Source organism: Paraburkholderia sp. BL6669N2 (assembly GCF_003387275.1).
In the GTDB taxonomy this organism is placed as follows: domain Bacteria; phylum Pseudomonadota; class Gammaproteobacteria; order Burkholderiales; family Burkholderiaceae; genus Paraburkholderia.
On record NZ_QUNA01000002.1, the window covers coordinates 3,747,414 to 3,765,806 of the forward strand.

General features: G+C 65.6%; 4 protein-coding genes. 3 read left to right on the forward strand and 1 reads right to left on the reverse strand.

Annotated elements, in window-relative coordinates:
• Window positions 1-80: 80 nt before the first annotated feature.
• Window positions 81-1,847 (reverse strand): cyclic peptide export ABC transporter, encoded by a 1,767-nt coding sequence (locus tag B0G80_RS39405; RefSeq protein WP_116122996.1) that lies wholly within the window; start codon window positions 1,845-1,847, stop codon window positions 81-83.
• Window positions 1,848-2,127: 280 nt separating this feature from the next.
• Here B0G80_RS39405 and B0G80_RS39410 point away from each other — a divergent pair, with 280 nt between their 5' ends.
• The 3 genes from B0G80_RS39410 (at window position 2,128) to B0G80_RS39420 (ending at window position 18,362) form a co-directional block, all read left to right on the forward strand.
• Window positions 2,128-11,817 carry a non-ribosomal peptide synthetase gene (locus B0G80_RS39410; protein ID WP_116122997.1) on the forward strand — a complete coding sequence of 3,230 codons (9,690 nt, stop codon included), beginning with the start codon at window positions 2,128-2,130 and terminating at the stop codon, window positions 11,815-11,817.
• Window positions 11,818-11,851: 34 nt separating this feature from the next.
• Window positions 11,852-16,876: a non-ribosomal peptide synthetase gene (locus B0G80_RS39415; protein ID WP_116122998.1), complete on the forward strand. Its 5,025-nt coding sequence runs from the start codon at window positions 11,852-11,854 to the stop codon at window positions 16,874-16,876.
• A 115-nt stretch (window positions 16,877-16,991) separates the two neighbouring features.
• Complete coding sequence (locus tag B0G80_RS39420) at window positions 16,992-18,362, forward strand: lysine N(6)-hydroxylase/L-ornithine N(5)-oxygenase family protein (RefSeq protein WP_116122999.1); 1,371 nt, start codon at window positions 16,992-16,994, stop codon at window positions 18,360-18,362.
• The last annotated feature ends 31 nt before the right edge of the window (window positions 18,363-18,393 follow it).

Consider the following 18,393-nt stretch of genomic DNA (forward strand, 5'->3'; position numbering starts at 1 on the left):
GCGTCCCTATTCGTTACGCGAGATGCGTAAGCCCGCTGGGCGCCAGACCACCAGCGCCCAACGAGCCATCCTTCAGATCATCACCCCATCGTACCGTTGGCCACCGCCGGGTTTTGCACCGCTTGTGCCGAACCATGCGTCTCGCTGACGATACTGCCGTTCTCCAGCTTCAACACACGGTCCGCGAGATGGAAGTAGCGGTCGTCGTGGCTGATCACCAGCACGGTCTTGCCGCGCGAACGCAACTCCGGCAGTAGTTGCTCGTAGAACACCGCTTTGAACTGCGGGTCCTGATCGGCGGCCCATTCGTCGAACAGATAGAACGGCCGGTCTTCCAGATACGCGACCACCAGCGCAAGGCGTTTGCGCTGACCGGTGGAGAGCGCCCGCGTGGAGAACGCGCCGTTCACGACCTGCACCTTGTGATCGAGCGCGAGCTTCGCGACCAGGGCGTTGGCGCGGGCATCCGCCTGCGCGCGTGAGGCATCGTTCGGATCGACGATGCCAAGCAGCGCGTCGAACAGATGGAAATCGTTGAACACAGCCGTAAAGCGCTGACGATACGCGGCGCGCTCAGCAAAGCCGACCCGCTTGCCGTCCAGTTCGATCGTGCCGTCTTCGGGTTCGTAGAGACCGGTCAGCACTTTCGCGAGCGTCGTCTTGCCGCTGCCGTTGCCACCGACGATGAACACCAACTCACCCGGCCTGAAGGTCAGATTGACCGGCCCGACCCGGAACATCCGCTCGTCGCGCTCATGAAAGTACGAGTGCGTGACGTTGCTGAGCGTGAGCGTGCGATACGGTGCGTGCGAAGCATTTTCGTCGGGCGGTGGCGAGGTGCGCAGCGCGCCGAATTCGCCCATCACTTTTTCGATGCGATCGAGCGAAACGCGCGCCGCATTCAAAGTCGGCACGTTGTTGAGCAGGCCGTCCAGCGGCAGCAGCATGAACAGGAACACCACCACGTAGCCCGATGCCGACGGTGCATCGGCGTGCACGCCAAGTGCCGGCCAGAATGCCGCGACGCCCAGGAACACATAAAACAGGAACACGATCCAGCCGACCCCGACCGCATACGCGCTGAATGCGCGACGCCGGTGATCTCGCACTTCGTCGATGGCCGAGCCGAGTTGGCCGTCCACGAATTGACGCGAACGCGCCTGATGCAGCTTGAGTTCCTTCGCGCCGGTGAAGAGCGCGCCGAGATAGCCGAACAGCTTGTCCTGCGAGCGGCCCGCGGCTTCGAGCGAGGCAATCGCGCGCTTGTCGCCGGCGTGATAGCCGAACGAGCCGACCAGGATCGCGGCGACCGCGAGCAGACAAACCGGCCACGACAGCCACGCCAGATAACCGAGGCAGCCGAACACGATCGAGCCGTGCATCACCAGATTCGGCAGCGCGAAGAACAGCATCGACACGTTGGTGGCGTCGTCGGTCAGCACGGATTGCACGGGCGCCGCGCCGATCCGTTCGACATCGCGCAACTCGGCCTCGGCGACGCGCCGCGCGACGTGCTCACGCAATTGCGCCATCGTGTCCTGCGAGAGGCGTGCGAACAGCACGCCCGTGATCACGCGCGTGACGAGCGCGACGACCGCGCACACCGCGAAACGCATGGCGAGCGACATATCGGCGGCGCCTGCTTGCGACAGTGCGCGGCTCAAGGTCGCCACGAGCAGCACGCTCGCGACGCCATTCAGCACGCAGGCGGTCAGCGCAATCGCGAAGGCACCGCGAGAGCGTTTGAGCAGCGCCACGATCAGGCGCATGGCGGGCTTGCCCGCGGAGTGGGAGGGGGGTGAAGCAGACGAGGGTGGCGCGTCGTAGCGCTCGTTGGCAGCGGTCATCGGCAATGTGTCGCAGTGGGTCGCAATGGATCGGTGAAGGGCGGCGCATGCGGGCGTGCGGCCATCCAGCGGGGCGCAAAGACACGCCCCTCGCCTGATAGACGAATGGGCGAAGCAAACATTTACCGCGCGCGTTCATCTGCCACATCAAAAAGATGCAGTCCAAATAAAAACAGCACAGGCGGTAAAGATTTGCGATTGCGGATCGTCACACCAATGAAGCGGCCCATTGCGGCCTGCGACTTGGCCTATACGGTCAGTTCTAACGGATTTCATGCCCATGACGAGCTTCCCGATTGCGTTGCACCACCAGATCCGCGCGCTGGCGCGCATCGATCCCGATGCGCCCGCGCTGGCGTCCTTTACGCCGCATACCGTGCGGCTGACGCGCGGCGAACTGGATAGTCGCGCGGCGCGCCTTGCCGCGCAACTGCGCGCGGCGGGTGTGACGACTGAAGTGCGCGTGGGCGTTTGCGTCGCGCGGTCGTGCGATCTGTTCGTCGCGTTGCTCGCTGTATTGAAGGCGGGCGGCGTATTCGTCGCGCTGGATCCGCGTCATCCGGCGGCACGCCTCGATTGGGTTGCGCGGGACGCGGGGCTGATGCACGGTATCGTCGACGGTTCCGCCGATGCGGCGATGCGCGCGCGCTTCGCGCAATGCTTCGACGTCGCAAGCGCTGCTGCGACAGATGCGGCGGCACCGCGTTTCGATGGCAATGAAGAAGAAGCGCCGGTGCATCCGCGCGCGGCGGCCTACATGATCTATACATCGGGTTCGACGGGCACGCCGAAAGCCGTGGCTGTCGAACACGGACCGCTCGCCGCGCACGGCGAAGCGCTGGCCGACTCGTTGCCGATCGGTGCAAATGACCGCGTGCTGCATTTCGCATCGGTCAATTTCGACGTTTCCATCGAGGCATGGTTAGTACCGCTAGTCGTCGGCGGCAGCGTGGTGATCAGCGATCCGCCGCCGTTCGCGCCGGAAACCACGCATGCGTTCATGCTGCGCGAAGGCATCACCAATACGACACTGCCGCCCGCTTATGTGCGCGAGTTCGCGAACGTTTGCGAGCGTCTCGGCGTGCCGCCTTCGTTGCGCACGCTGCTGTTCGGTGGCGAGGCAATGTCACAAGACAGTTTCGACGAGATTCGCCGCGTCTTCCCTGCGGTGCGTCTGGTCAACGGCTACGGGCCGACCGAAGCGGTGATTTCGCCGATGCTGTGGCCCGTCGATCCCGGCGTGACACCGGCACTCGAAGATGGCAATGGCTTTGCGTCGCTGCCGATCGGTTGGCCGATTGGGCGGCGCGTGGCGCGCATCGACGGCTCGGCGCAACGGGGTGAAAGCGGTGAGTTGTTGCTGGGCGGCGTGTGTCTCGCGCGTGGCTACCATGGTCGCGCGGCACTCACCGCTGAACGTTTTCTGCCGGACGCGAGCGGCGAACCGGGCGAGCGCATTTACCGCACCGGCGACCTCGCCCGTGAACGAATGGACGGCTCGTTCGATTATCTCGGCCGCATCGACGATCAGGTTCAGGTGCGCGGCGTGCGCGTCGAACCGGGGGAAATCGCGGCTTGTCTGCTGACGCATCCGGCAGTGGCCGATGCGGGTGTGCTCGCCGAGACGGCTGGCGGCCGAACGCAACTGATCGCCTGCGTCGTGCTGCAAGACGAACTCGACGATGCCGCGCTGCAAGCGCATCTCGCCGCGCATCTGCCGCAGGCGTGGATGCCGCATCGTTTGGTGCGCTTCGAGCGCCTGCCGTACACGTTGAACGGCAAGCTCGATCGCGCGGCATTGCGTGACTTCATTGCCACGATGCCGGCCGTTGTCGATGTGAATCACGTCGCGCCTCGAACCGCCACGGAAATGCGACTCGCCGCGCTTTGGCAAACCTTGCTGAGCGACCCGGCGCCGATCGGTTGCGGCGACCGCTTCTTCGCACGCGGCGGCGATTCCCTCGCGGCGATGCAATTGCAGGCGGCGATCCGTATCGAATGGCGCGTGAATCTGCGGCTCGACGCGTTGTTCGACGATCAACCGCTCGAAGCACTGGCGCGTTTGATAGACCACAGCGAGACTGAAACCTCGGTGGGTTCGCACGCCATCACCGTGGTGCCGACCAACGACGCGCCGTTCGTCGACCGTGCCGCATCGTTCGCGCAGCAGCGCTTCTGGGTGCTCGCACAAACGCAGGACGCCGGCGCGGCATATCACGTCGCCGTGCAATGGGACGTGCAGGGTGTGCTGGAGATCGGCACGCTGCAGCGCGCGCTCGATTGTCTGATCGCGCGTCATCAGGCGTGGCGAACCACGCTGGTGGAGTCCGACGACGGTATCGTCGTGCAGCGCATTCATGCACGCTTGCCGGTGCCGGTCGCGCAAATCGATTTGCGTGCCTGCGACGAGGCCGAGCGCACGTCGCGATTGGTGGCGTTGACCGAACAGCAAGTCGGCGCGGCTTTCGATCTGTCTGAAGGTCCACTCGTGCGAGCCGCGCTGGTCACGCTCACCGACAACACACAGCGCTTCCTGCTGACCACGCATCATTCGATCAGCGACGGCTGGAGTTCACGCTGCGCTTTCGACGAACTGCGAGCCGCCTACGCGGCGTTCGCAACGGGAAGCGAGCCGCAATTGCCCGCGTTGCCTGTCCAATACGCCGACTACGCGCAATGGCAACGCGACTGGCTCGCAGCCGGCGAAGGCGAACGGCAACTAGCGTACTGGCGCGACGCATTGCGCGATGCACCCGAAACGCTAGCCTTGCCGCTCGACCGGCCACGCTCGCCGGAACACGACTATCGCGGTGGCCGTGTCGCGCTGCGTTTGCCCGTCGCGCTTTCCGAGGCCGTGCGCGAAACGGCGCGACGCGCGCAGGCATCGCCATTCACTGTGCTGCTCGCCGCCTTCGACGCCTGGCTTTACCGATTGACCGGCACGAGCGATATAGTCGTGGCCGCGCCGATCGCGCATCGGCAACGCGCGGAGACCGCGCCGTTGGTGGGTCTTTTCCTCAACACGCTTGCGCTGCGCGCGCGTGTCGCGCCGGATCGATCGTTCGCCGCGCTGCTCGACAGCGTGCGCCGTTCCGCGTTCGACGCGTTCGCGCATCAGGATGTGCCGTTCGATCAGGTGCTCGACGCCGTCAAGCCGCCGGTGCGGCGCGGCGACGCGTGGCTCACGGTGAAGTTCGCGCAGCAGTTCGATCTGGAACTGTCGGCTGAATTGCCGGGCGCTTCCGTGCGCATGTCGCCGGGTCTGGATCTCGCCGCCCGCTTCGACTACGCACTCGATTTCACGGACGATCCGCGCGGCATCGAGCTGGTCGTCGCCTATGCGCTCGACGGCATCGAGGAAGCGACCGCCCGCGCGTGGCTGCACAGCTATGCCGCGCTCGTCGCCGACGCCGTGCGTGATCCGCAGCGCGCGATTGCCGAACTGGATTGCGCGGATGGCGCTGAATATCGCGCCACGCGGCGTGGCCGTGAATTCCAGCCGGCGGCTGACAACGTGATTGCGTTATTCGCGCGGCATGCACGTGAAACGCCGGATCGCGTGGCGCTTGTGGATGCCGAGACGCAACTCACGTACGCCGAAGTCGATGCGGCGTCCGACCGTATCGCATCTGCTTTGCGGCAACGTGGGGTCGGCGTGGAGCAGCCGGTGGCCGTCTGTATCGAGCGGTCGGTGCGCTTTGCGGTTGCGCTGATCGGCGTGATGAAGTCCGGTGCTTACGTCGTGCCGCTAGATCCTGCCGCGCCGCATGAGCGTCTGACCGCTTCCGTCGAGGCGTGCGGCGCGCAATGGATTCTCACAGCGGCTCAAACGCAAGCTGAGACGTCAGTAGGCGCAGCGACCGCGCTCGACTTCGATACGCTCACCCAAGCTTCATCGCCAGCAAGCGTGGACGACACGATCGCGCACACGTCACCGCTAACGAACCAGGCCGCCTACCTGATCTTCACCTCCGGCTCGACGGGCACGCCGAAAGGTGTCGTCATCTCACATGGCGCACTGGCCGACTATGTCGAAAGCATGCTCGACGAACTCGCATTCGCCGCCGACGCCTCCATGGCAATGGTCTCCACCGTCGCCGCCGACCTCGGCCATACGACGCTATTCGGCGCGCTCTGTTCGGGCCGCACGCTGCATCTATTGCCCGCGCAATGCGCATTCGATCCCGATCGATTCGCCCACGAAATGCGCACGCGCCATGTCGGCATTCTCAAGATCGTGCCGAGCCACCTGCATGCGCTGCTCGACGCGCAGCATCCGGCCGACGTGCTGCCCGCGCATGCGCTGGTGACGGGCGGCGAAACGCTGCCGTGGTCGCTGGTGGAGCGGATCGCGGCACTGAAGCCGGCCTGCCGCGTGATCAATCATTATGGCCCGACCGAAGCGACGGTAGGCGCATTGACGTACGACACGTCCGCGCCCGCGCAAACCGGGTTGCGTGCGCTGAGCGCGCGCAACGCACAAGCGGTGCCGCTTGGTCTGCCGCTGCCGAACGCTTACGCTTGCGTGTTCGACGGTCAGGGCGCGAACGTACCGCCGGGCGCGATCGGCGAGTTGTATCTCGGCGGACCGGGTTTGGCGCGCGGCTATCTGAATCGCGCCGCGGCGACCGCTGAGCGCTTCGTGCCGAATCCGTTCGCGCCGGGCGAGCGTCTCTATCGAACGGGTGATCGCGTAAGGTTGCGCGCCGATCGCCGGCTGGATTTTCTGGGCCGCCTCGACGATCAGGTCAAGATTCGCGGCTACCGCGTCGAGCCTGGCGAAGTCAGTGCGGCCCTACGCGCGCTCGACGGCATCGCTCAGGCTGAAACGCTTGCCGTGGAGCATGAAGGGCGTTTGCGTCTGGCATCATTCGTCGCCTTGACGAGTGGTGCCCGTTTCGACGAAGCCGCATTGCGCGCGGCGTTGAGCGCGCGCTTGCCGGACTACATGGTGCCGGCCGTGTTGCAGCATGTCGCCGCACTGCCAGTAACCGCGAACGGCAAGGTGGATCGTGCGGCATTGCGGGCCCTGGCGGCTGCACCGGCGCCGTCGGTGGCCGCGGGCGATGCGCCGCAAAACGCAACGGAAGAAGCGCTCGCCGCAGTGTGGAAGGATGTACTCAAAGCCCAGCGCGTGGGCCGCGACGACAACTTCTTCGAGTTGGGCGGCGATTCAATTCTGGTGTTGCAGGTGATCGCCCGTTCGCGCAAGCGCGGTGTGCGCTTCACACCGAAACAACTGTTCGACGCGCCAACATTAGCGCAACTCGCACGTGTCGCAACGACAGTGGATGTCACCGCGCAGGCTGCGCCGGCTGTGTCGACGTCAAAGGCCGCACCCGCCAAAGGCGAGCTCTCCGCTACGCTCACGCCCGCGCAACTGCGTTTCTTCGCGCTGGATATTCCGCGGCGTGGTCACTGGAACCAGTCCATCGAACTCGACACGCAAGCACCGTTCGACTTCGACGCTTTCGCGCGCGCGTTCGAAACGCTGCTGACGCATCATGAAATTTTCCGTCAGCGTTTCACGCCTGTCGGCACCCAAGGCGAATGGCGTCTCGAACTCGCCGAGCGCGCATTCGTAACACTGCCGCTTGCCGCGAGTTCCGCATGCGACGAAGCCGACGCGTTAGCCCAATTCGACGCCTTGCAAAGCACGCTCGATCTGACGCGTGGTCCGCTCGTCTGCGCGCTGGCCGCGCTGCTGCCAGACGGCACGACTAAGCTCTATCTGGCGATCCACCACATCATCGTGGACGGCGTAACGTGGCGTGTGTTGCTCGACGACCTGGATGCCGCCTATCGCGCCGCTTGCGAGCGTCGCAGCGTGCGTCTCGCGTCGACGGGGACGAGTGCGCAGGAATGGGCGGCACGGCTCGCACGTGCAGCGCTCGACATGACTCACTCGCCGTTTGCCGCCGAACTGCCGTATTGGGCCGCGCTCGCCGCGCCCTACGACGATCTGCCGCTCGACCGTCCGCAAGCGAGGGCGACCAACGCCGACGCGCAATCCGTGATCCAGACTATCGGCGCCGATCTGACACGCGCCGCATTGACGGAAGCGAATGCCGCATACCGCACGCAGATGATCGAGTTGCTGATCGCGGCGCTGGCGCAGTCGCTCGACATGCCCGTGTGCCGTATCGAACTTGAAGGCCACGGCCGCGAGGCTTTGTTCGACGATGTCGATGTGAGTCGCACACCGGGCTGGCTCACGAGTCACTATCCGGTGCAGTTCACGCTTGAAAGCACGCCTGCCGCCACGCTCTGCGCGGTCAAGGACACGCTGCGCGCGGTGCCGAACAAAGGTCTCGGTTTCGGCGTGCTGCGCCACTACGGCGACCCGGCCACGCGCGCGACGCTTGCCGCCGTGCCGCGTCCGCATGTGACCTTCAACTATCTCGGCCAGTTCGACGCGCCGCGCGAGGCGGCGCTCGTGCCGCGTTTCGGCGGCGCGGGCTGCGAACGCGATCCGGCGGGACCGATCGGCAACGCGTTGGCGATTCACGCCTATATCGACGGCGACGCCACGCGCACGCTCAAAATCCATTGGGTCTACGGTGCAACGCAATTCGAGCGCGCTACCGTGGAAGCCATCGCGCAGCGCTTTGAAAGCGCGCTCGCGGCATTGACAGCGGCATGCGCGGCGCGTCTCGCGCAACGCGGCGGCGGCGCGACGCCCGGCGACTATCCGCTCGCACGCGCGGGCGGCTTGACGCAGGCCGCGCTGGAGCGCGTGCCGCTCGACTTGCGCAGCGTCGACGATATCTATCCACTTTCGCCGATGCAGCACGGCATTCTGTTCCACTCGCTGTTCGCGCCCGAGCAATCCACCTATGTGAACCAACTGGTCGCGACCTTGATCGAGCCGGACGTGGTGCGTCTGCGCGCTGCATTCGAAGCCGCCGTGCCGCGCCACGACATTCTGCGCACCAGCTTCACGCCGGACGAAGCGACGCCGATGCAGATCGTCCATCGTCAGGCGCGTATGCCGGTGGGGATTCTTGATTGGCGCGAGCGCGGTGCGCAAGCGCATGATGCATTCGAAAGCTGGCTCAGCGCCGACCGTGCGCGCGGTTTCGATCTGACGTCGCCGCCGCTGATGCGTGTCGCGCTGGTCCGCATGACGGACGACGCCTGGCGCCTCGTCTGGACACGTCACCATTTGCTGCTCGACGGCTGGAGCACGGCGCGTTTCTTCGCCGACGTGCTGCGCGACTATATCGGACCGCCGCGTCCGCAACCGTTCGCGGCGCCCGCGAAAACGCGCTATCGCGACTTCATCGCGTGGCTGGCCGCACGCGACGCCGACAGCGAGCGCGCCTTCTGGCTGCAACGTCTCGCATTGCTCGACGAACCGACGCGGGTTGCCGAGCGCGAGTCTGCGGGCGGCCGCGAACCGCAGAATCTCACTCGGCGTGAAACGATCGACGCGGCGACCACGGCGCGTCTCACCGACACCGCGCGCCGTCTGAAGGTCACGGTCAACACGATGGTGCAAGGCGCGTGGGCACTCGCGCTGCAACGGATGACGCATCACACGGCCGTCGCGTTCGGCGCGACCGTCGCCGGTCGTCCAGACGCGTTGCCGGACGTCGATACCGTGCTGGGGCTTTTCATCACCACGCTGCCGGTGATTACGGCACCGTTGCCGCAACGCCGGGCATCGGCGTGGCTGCACGATTTGCAGCGCGACAACGCCGCAGCCGCGGAGCATGCGCATACGCCGCTTTACGAAATCCAGCAATGGGCGGGACAGGGTGGCGGCGCGCTGTTCGACACACTGGTCGTGTTCGAAAACTATCCCGTGGATGAAGCATGGCAAGGACGCGACGAGCGCGCGCTCAAACTGCGTGAATTGCGCAATATCGAAGCGACCGACTTCGCGCTCACGCTGGTGATCGAAGCGGGCGCGACGCTCACGATCGACTACGGTTATGACGCCGCGCTACTCGACGAAACGCGTGTTGCCGCGTTGCATCGCGCATTTGCCGCGTGCCTTGCGGGCCTGATCGCCAATCCGGACGCGCCGCTCGGCACGATTTCGATTTCCACCGCCGACGATCTGGCCGCGCTGGCGCGTTTCAACTCGACCGCGCAAGTGTGGCCGGACACACAACAGCAGGCGCTGCATCGCCAGTTCGAACAGAAGGCATTGGCGCTGGCCGACGCGATTGCGCTTGAATATGTCGACGCGCAAGGGCGCGCGCAGCAGATGACCTACGGCGAACTCGATGCGAGCGCCGATCGCGTCGCCGCCTCGCTCGTCGAAGCCGGCGTGCGTGCGGACACGGCGGTGGCGCTGTGCGTCGAGCGTTCGTTCGAGATGGTCGTGGCGCTGATCGGCGTGCTCAAAGCGGGCGCCGCGTATCTGCCAATCGATCCGGACTATCCGGCGGACCGCATCGCCTATCTGCTCGACGACGCGAAGCCCGCTGTCGTGCTGACGCAACCGCATCTGCTGGAAGCTGTCATGGCAGCGGTGGGCGATAACGGCGTGAAGATCCTCACCGTCGACACGCTGCGCGGCGCCGACTTCACGCTCAGCGCTCCCGTGCCAGTCGCGTCCGATCAACTTGCCTACCTGATCTACACGTCCGGTTCCACAGGCAAGCCCAAGGGCGCGGGCAATACGCATCGCGCGCTGGCGAACCGCATTGCATGGATGCAGGACGCGTATCGCCTCGATGCCAACGACGTCGTGTTGCACAAGACGCCGTTCGGTTTCGACGTGTCGGTATGGGAGTTCGTGTGGCCGCTCGCCGTCGGCGCGAAGCTCGCCATCGCGGCGCCCGGCGACCATCGCGATCCGGCGCGCCTCGTCGCGGCGATCGAAACACATCGCGTCACGACGCTGCATTTCGTGCCGTCGATGCTCGCGGCCTTTGCCGCTCATCTGGAAGACTTTCATGCGGCGGCGCGCTGCGCGAGCATCGAGCGAATCGTCGCCAGCGGCGAAGCGCTCGCGCCGGAACTGGTGGCGCGGGTCGCCAAACAATTGCCGCACGCGCGGCTCTATAACCTCTATGGCCCGACGGAAGCCGCCATCGACGTTTCGCATTGGACGTGCGAGGCGCGCGATGCGGACGCGGCGTGCGTGCCGATCGGCCACCCGATTGCCAACCTGCAATTGCACGTGCTGGACGCGGCGTTGCAACCGCTGCCGCAAGGCGCGATCGGCGAACTGTACCTGGGCGGCGTGGGACTGGCGCGCGGCTACCTCGGCCGCGCTGCGTTGACGGCGGAGCGCTTCGTTCCCGATCCGTTCTCGCACGGCGCGCGGCTCTATCGAACCGGCGACCAGGCGCGTCGCCGCGCGGATGGCGCGCTCGACTATCTCGGCCGCATGGATACGCAGGTGAAATTGCGCGGCCAGCGGATCGAGCCCGGCGAAATCGAAGCGCTGCTGCGCGCGACGCCGGGCGTGCACGATGCCGTGGTGATCGTGCGTGACGAGCAATTGATCGGCTACGTGGCGTGCGGCGCGGACAACGCACTCGATACGCAGGCGCTGCTCGACGATTTGCGTGCGCGACTGCCGTCGTACATGGTGCCTTCGTATCTGATCGCGATGGATGCGCTGCCGGTCACACCGAACGGCAAATGCGACCGTCCCGCATTGCCGGCTCCTGTGCGCGGCACCGCCTCAGAAAACGCCGTCTGCGTGGCCGCCACGGAGACGGAGCGTGAACTTGCCGAGATCTGGAAGCGCGTGCTGCGCGTCGACACGATTGCCCGCGACGACGACTTCTTCGCGCTGGGCGGCCACTCGCTGCTCGCGACGCAAGCCAACGCGCAGGCGAATCTGCACTGGACGCTGATCCTGCCGCTACGCACCCTGTTCGACGAACGCACCTTGCAACGCTGCGCCGCCGCGATCGACCGCGCGCTCGCCGAGCGCGACGCGCACGGCGCAGGCGATACCGCGAGCGCGATCGATGCGCTCCTCGACGAATTCGAATTGCAATGAGCCAACACGTCGGCCCATACTGAGACCACTTAGCATGACCACTGCCAAACCGGATCTGCTGTCCCTCGCGTCACGCTTCGCGCTGTTGCCGGATGCGCAGCGCAAGGCCTTTCTCACGAAGCTCGACGCCGCCGGTATCGACTTTCGCGTGCTGCCGATTCCGCCGCGCGCCGAGCGCACCGCGAGCGTGCCGGCTTCGTTCGCGCAAACGCGTCTGTGGCTGCATGCGCGAATGATCGACGAACCGGCCGCGTATCACGTCCCCGAACGGCTGCGACTCGACGGCGCGCTCGACGCCAACGCGCTGCGTCTTTCGTGCGATGCGTTGATCGCGCGTCACGAAGCGCTGCGTACGACTTTCGCCGAAAGCGGCGACGGCGTGTTGCAGACGGTGCATGCGCCCTCGCGCTGCCCGTGGCACGCGAGCGATGTGAGCGCGTGGCCCGCGGATCAGCGCGAGGCGCGTGCCGCCGACATCGCAAGAACCGATGAAGCGAAGTCATTCGATCTATCGCTCGGTCCGGCGATGCGCGCGCACCTGATCCGTCTCGATGCGAATACACATTGGCTCGCGTTGACGACACATCACATCGTCTCCGACGGCTGGTCTTCGGATGTGATATTGGCGGAGCTGGCATCGTTCTATCGCGCGTATGCGAAGAGCGAGGCGGTGTCGCTCGCGCCGTTGCCGATCCAGTACGCCGACTTCGCGTTGTGGCAGCGCCGCTGGCTCGACGCGGGCGAACGCGAACGACAGTTGTCGTTCTGGTGCGAACGGCTGGATGCGAACCGTGACGTGCTGATGTTGCCGGGCGCCGCGCCGCGTCCGGCGCAGCGCAGCGCACGTGGCGCGCGGCATCGTTTCGTTCTCGATGTCGCGCTCGTGCAGCAAGTGAAGACATTGGCCAATGCGCAGCGCGCGACGCCGTTCGCCGTACTGCTGGCGGCATTGAGTGCGTTGCTCGCGCGCTCGTCGGGTGAAACGCAGATTCAGATCGGCGTGCCCGCGGCCAATCGCGAGCGTGGCGAAGTGGCCGGTCTCGTCGGCTTCTTCGTGAACACGCTTACGCTTGCCACGCCGGTTCCCGCGACGCAGCCGTTCGCCGCGTTGGTCGACGCAACACAGCAAGTGCTGATCGACGCTCAGTCGCATCAGGACGTGCCGTTCGAACAGGTGGTCGAAGCGCTTGGCGTGGTGCGCAGCGCGAGTCATCATCCGCTGTTTCAGGTGATGGCCGCATATGGCGCGCGGCGCCGTCTGCCGTCGCTCGCGGAAGTGCGCATGACGGAGTTGCCCTCCGGTGCGCCGTTCGCCAAGTTCGATTTGACGCTGAGCTTCGAGGAACGGAACGACGGTTCGATCGATGCGTACTTCATCTACGCGCTCGATCTGTTCGACGCCGATGCGATAGAGCGCCTCGCCGCGCGATTCATTGAGTTGCTGTCGAATGCGACGGCGGCATCCGCCACCGCGATTGGCGATCTGCAATGGCTGCCGGAAGCGGAACGCGCGCAACTCGATGCATGGAATAGCACTGCGCTCCCTTCTGAAACAGTATTCAGACCGGTGCATCAGCGCGTGGCCGACCACGCCAGAGCGCGGCCGGATGCGCGTGGCGTCGCGGATATGAACCGCTCGCTCACGCGCGGTGAAGTGGATGCGCGAGCCGCGCGCCTGGCGCAACGCCTCGTCGCGGCAGGCGTGAGTGCGGAGATGCGGGTTGGCGTTGCGCTGAGCCGCTCGGTGGATCTGCTGGTCGGTCTGATCGCGGCGCTGAAATCGGGCGGCGCGTTCGTTCCGCTCGATCCGAGCCATCCGCGTGAGCGTCTTGCACAGATTCTCGACGATGCGCAGATCACGCACGTCATCACGGAACGCGGGAGTCTCGCTGCGTTGCCGGCGTCGGACCGTTTGCGATTGTGGCTGATCGACGAGGAACCGCATGCTGACGAGCCCTCGACAGCGGACGTCGAGTTGCCGCGCGTGTCGCCGCATCAGGCGGCGTATGTGATTTATACGTCCGGTTCGACGGGCAAGCCGAAGGGCGTGGTGGTCGATCACGGTTCGTTCGCGCTGCATTGCGCGGCGATCGCGGAGCGCTACGGCGCGGGCGAGCGTGACGTGTTCCTGCTGTTCCAGTCGGTCAATTTCGACGGCGCGCATGAAGGCTGGTTCTCGCAATACATGTCCGGCGCGGCCGTGGCCATCACCGCGGACACATTGTGGCCGCCCGCGCAAACCTGCCGGATGATGGTGTGCGAAGGCGTGACCATGACCTACGTGCCGCCCGGTTGCGCGACCCAACTCGCCGAATGGGCGCTCGCGCACGGTGCGCCGCCGAGTTTGCGTTCGCTGACGGTGGGCGGTGAAGCCACCTCGCGCGAAGCGTTCGCGCTGATGCGCAGGGCGTTTCCGAACGCGCGCATCGTCAACGGATACGGGCCGACCGAAACCGTCATCACACCGATGCTGTGGATGTTCTACCCAACCGACGACACCGCGAAGCTCGCGGACAGCGCCTATTTGCCGATCGGCACGCTGGTCGGCGCGCGCTCGGCGCACGTGCTCGATGCACGCTTGAATCCGCTGCCGGTCGGCGTGATCGGCGAGTTGTATCTGGGCGGCGAGGGCGTGGGTGTCGCGCGCGGCTATCTCGACCGGCCGGCGCTCACGGCCGAGCGCTTCGTGCCGGATCCGTTCGGTCCACCGGGCGCACGGCTCTATCGTACGGGCGACCTCGTCAAGCGGCGCGCGGACGGCGTGTTCGACTTTATCGGCCGCGTCGATCATCAGGTGAAGCTGCGCGGCTTGCGGATCGAACTCGGTGAGATCGAAGCGCAACTCGCCGCGCACGACGATGTGCGTGAAGCCGTGGCGATCGTGCATGGCAAGGGCGCGCAAGCGGCGCTAGTGGCGTATGTGGAATTGAGCGCCGAGGCGCGTGAGCGCAGCACGCGCGCGGATGCGGCGGAGCTCGACGCGCATCTGCGTCACACGTTGCCGGATTACATGGTGCCTGCGCATATCGTCGTGCTCGACGCGTTGCCGCGCAATGCCAACAGCAAGGTGGACCGCGCGGCATTGCCCGAGCCGCAGCGAGTCGCGCGGGCATATCAGGCGCCTGCGGCGGGACTCGAAAGCGCGCTTGCGCAGATTTTCCGCGAAGTGCTGGGCGTGGAGCGCGTTGGCCGCGCCGATCATTTCTTCGAACTCGGCGGGCATTCGCTGGCCGCGGTCCGTGTGGCGACGCGCGTGGCCGAGCGCCTCGCGCGTGATGTGCCGGTGCGTACGCTCTTCGAAGCACCGACGCTTGCGCAATACGCACAACGGGTGCTGGCTTCGGCACGCAGCGAAGCGCTGGCCGATGCGGGCAATGACGCTTCGAGTGGCGCTTCGAATTCACAACCGATAGCGGACGCGAACGGCATTCTGCCGCTTTCTTCCGCGCAATTGAGCTTGTGGTTCCTGTGGCGCTCGCAACCGGAGAGCGCGGCGTACAACATTCCTGTCGCGCTGCGTTTGCGTGGCGCGCTCGATGTCGATGCGCTGCGCGAAGCGTTTGCTCAAGCGGCCGCGCGACATCCGGCGCTGCGTGTGCGGCTGGTTGAACGCGATGGGCAGTTGCCGGGTCAACGTGTGGCCGAGCCGGTGCCGTTCGATTTGCGCGTTGTCGATCTATCTGGCGATCGGTCGGACACGGCCCGCGAGAGCGCCGCTGTCGCGCTCACCGATGAAGACGCGCTGACGCCATTCCATCTGCTCGACAATGCGCCGCTCTGGCGTGTGCGCCTATTGCGTCTCGCGGAGCGCGAGCATGTGTTGTCGCTGGTCGTGCATCACATCGTGTCGGACGGTCAATCGATCGATCTATGGCTCGATGACGTGCGCGCCACATATGTCGCGATCGTGCGCGGCGCGTCGCCGAGAGCTCCGTTATTGGGAACGGCTGAGAATCGAGAGCTGGTATTGCCGGTCGCCGCGCCGCGAGCGCGTCTGTCGTTCTGGCGCGATGCATTGGCCGACGTACCGTCGCAGGTGCTGCCGTCGCCGTCGTCGGGCCGTGCCGTGTCGCCCACCTGGAGTTGCGGCCGTCTCGCGTTCGAATTCAGCCCGGCGCTCGTGCGCCGCGCCCGCTCGATGGCGCTCGAAGTCCACGCCACCTTGCCCATGCTGCTGCATGCCGCGCTGAACGTGGCCTTCTATCGCGCGACGGGCGCTACCGATCAACCGGTCGGCGTTCTCGCATCGACGCGCGAACTGACCGGCGAGGCCGCACGCCGCGCGCTCGGACTCTTCGTCAATGCGGTCGTCGTGCGCACGCGGCTCGCGAAAACCGACACACCCACGACGCTGCTCGCCGAAGTCCGTGACGCCGCACTCGCCGCTTATGCGCACGCAGACACGCCGTTCGCCGACGTGGTCGCGGCGTTGCGCGCTCCTCGTACCGAAGCGGCCAATCCTTTGTTCTCGGTGATGTTCAACTACCTGCGCCCGGCGGGAACAGCTGAACGCGACTGGGCCGGCCTTACGCTCGACGATTTCAACGACGTGCGGCACCGCGTGGTGTTCGAACTGGAACTGGATGTGGTCGAGCACACCGACGGGCGCTTGACCGGCGCCTTCTCGTACGCGAACGAGCTGGTGGACGGCCGCTTCGTCGAGATACTGACCGCCGACTATCTGGACGTGGTGCAACAGTTCGTCGATGCGCCGCATGAGCAACTGGGTGCTTCAGCCGCGCGCTTTGCACTGGAGTCCGTTAGCGCTGTGGCCGGCACGCAGGCGAGCGCGACATCTCACGACGAAGCATCGCAACACGCGCAGGCGCTCGAACGCGTCTGGAGCGACCTCTTCGAAGGCAACACGCCCGCGCATCACGACGACCTGTTCGAAGCGGGCGCGAGTTCGTTCGATGTGGTTCGCTTCGTCGATGCCGCGCGGGCCGCCGGCCATGCGTTGGAAATCGCCGACGTGTTCACCGCGCCGACCTTTGCACAGCTTGGGGCACGGCTCGTTGCACGGGGATCGAGCGTCGTCGAGTTACGGGACGATGCATGAGGCCGGCAAGAAAGCCGGCAAAAGCCGCAGTCGATAAAAACCGCATCAATCACGAAAGATTTTTCACCGGCCCGCGCATGCGGCGCGCCGGCTTCCACCGATAAGGACCTGCGACATGCACAGAGACACCGTATTTGATCTGATCGGAATCGGCTTCGGACCGTCGAATCTCGCGCTTGCCGTGCGCCTAGCCGAAGAGGCCGGCGTGCCGGATCTCGCGCATTGTTTCATCGAGCGTCAGCCGGGATTCGGCTGGCATCGCGGCATGCTGCTCGACGATTGCCGGATGCAGATCTCCTTCCTCAAGGATCTTGTGACAATGCGCGATCCGAAAAGCCGCTTCACGTTCATCAATTATCTGTTCGAGCGTGGACGTTTAGCAGATTTCGTCAATCTGAAGAACTTCTATCCTACGCGTGTGGAGTTCCACGATTACCTGAGTTGGGTCGCGGCGTCGTTCGACAATCGCGTGAACTACGGGCAAACCGTAACCGGCATCGAAGCGGTCAAGAGTGCAGCCAACACGAACGACGTCGAAGCGCTGCGGGTCTTCTCGCGCGACAGCGAAGGCCGCGAGTGGCAGCGTGTGACGCGGGCGCTGTCGGTCGGCATCGGCGGCGGTCCGCAGGTGCCGGAAGCCTTTGCCGCGCTCGGCACGCACAACATCGTGCATTCGTCGCAGTACCTGACGTCCATCGACCGCGCGGTCGGACCCGCGGACGGCGCGCGAAAACGCGTGGCGGTGATCGGCGCGGGACAGAGCGCGGCCGAGGTGTTCGTCGACCTGACGCGCCGCTTCCCGCACGTCGATGCGAGCCTCATCATCCGCTCGAGCGCGCTGAAACCCGCCGACGACAGCCCGTTCGTCAACGAGATCTTCAGCCCGGCCTTTACCGATATCGTCTACGCGCAGCCACGCGACGGCCGCCGTTCGCTGATCGAGCGCTTTCGCGACACCAACTACGCGGTGGTCGATCGTCCGCTGATCGAGCAGATCTACGAAATGCTTTATCTGCAGAACGTGTCCGCTGATCCGCGGCACCGGCTGCTCGCGAACACCGGCATCGAAACGGCGGTGCGCACGGCGGGCGGCCAGATCGAACTCACATTGCGTGATCGTCTGAGCGGCCACGCGCGCGCCGAGCAGTTCGACGCGCTGGTGCTCGCGACGGGCTATCGCCGCGACACGCATTTCGAGCTGCTGGATGGCCTCGCGCCGCATCTCGGCGATGCACTTGCGCAAGGCAACGTCGAACGCGATTATCGGCTCGCCACGCCGGCGAGTTTCAAACCGCGCGTTTATCTGCAGGGCTGCTGCGAAGACAGTCACGGGCTGTCCGACACGCTGCTGTCGGTGCTCGCGCTGCGCTCCGACGAAATCGCCGCGTCGCTCGCGCACCACGCATCGCAGGACCGGTCGGCCGGCCGGACACAACAGGCACAAGAAAACGCGACGAACGTGGGCCGCATGGCCTTCGCTCTTTAATAAAAGACGGCCGCTTCAGCCGTAGAAAAAC

What these genes read in the sequence shown, in the direction of transcription:
- B0G80_RS39405 (WP_116122996.1), bottom strand. Translation starts at nt 1,847, where the DNA reads ATGACCGCTGCCAACGAGCGCTACGACGCGCCACCCTCGTCTGCTTCA.
- B0G80_RS39410 (WP_116122997.1), top strand. Translation starts at nt 2,128, where the DNA reads ATGACGAGCTTCCCGATTGCGTTGCACCACCAGATCCGCGCGCTGGCG.
- B0G80_RS39415 (WP_116122998.1), top strand. Translation starts at nt 11,852, where the DNA reads ATGACCACTGCCAAACCGGATCTGCTGTCCCTCGCGTCACGCTTCGCG.
- B0G80_RS39420 (WP_116122999.1), top strand. Translation starts at nt 16,992, where the DNA reads ATGCACAGAGACACCGTATTTGATCTGATCGGAATCGGCTTCGGACCG.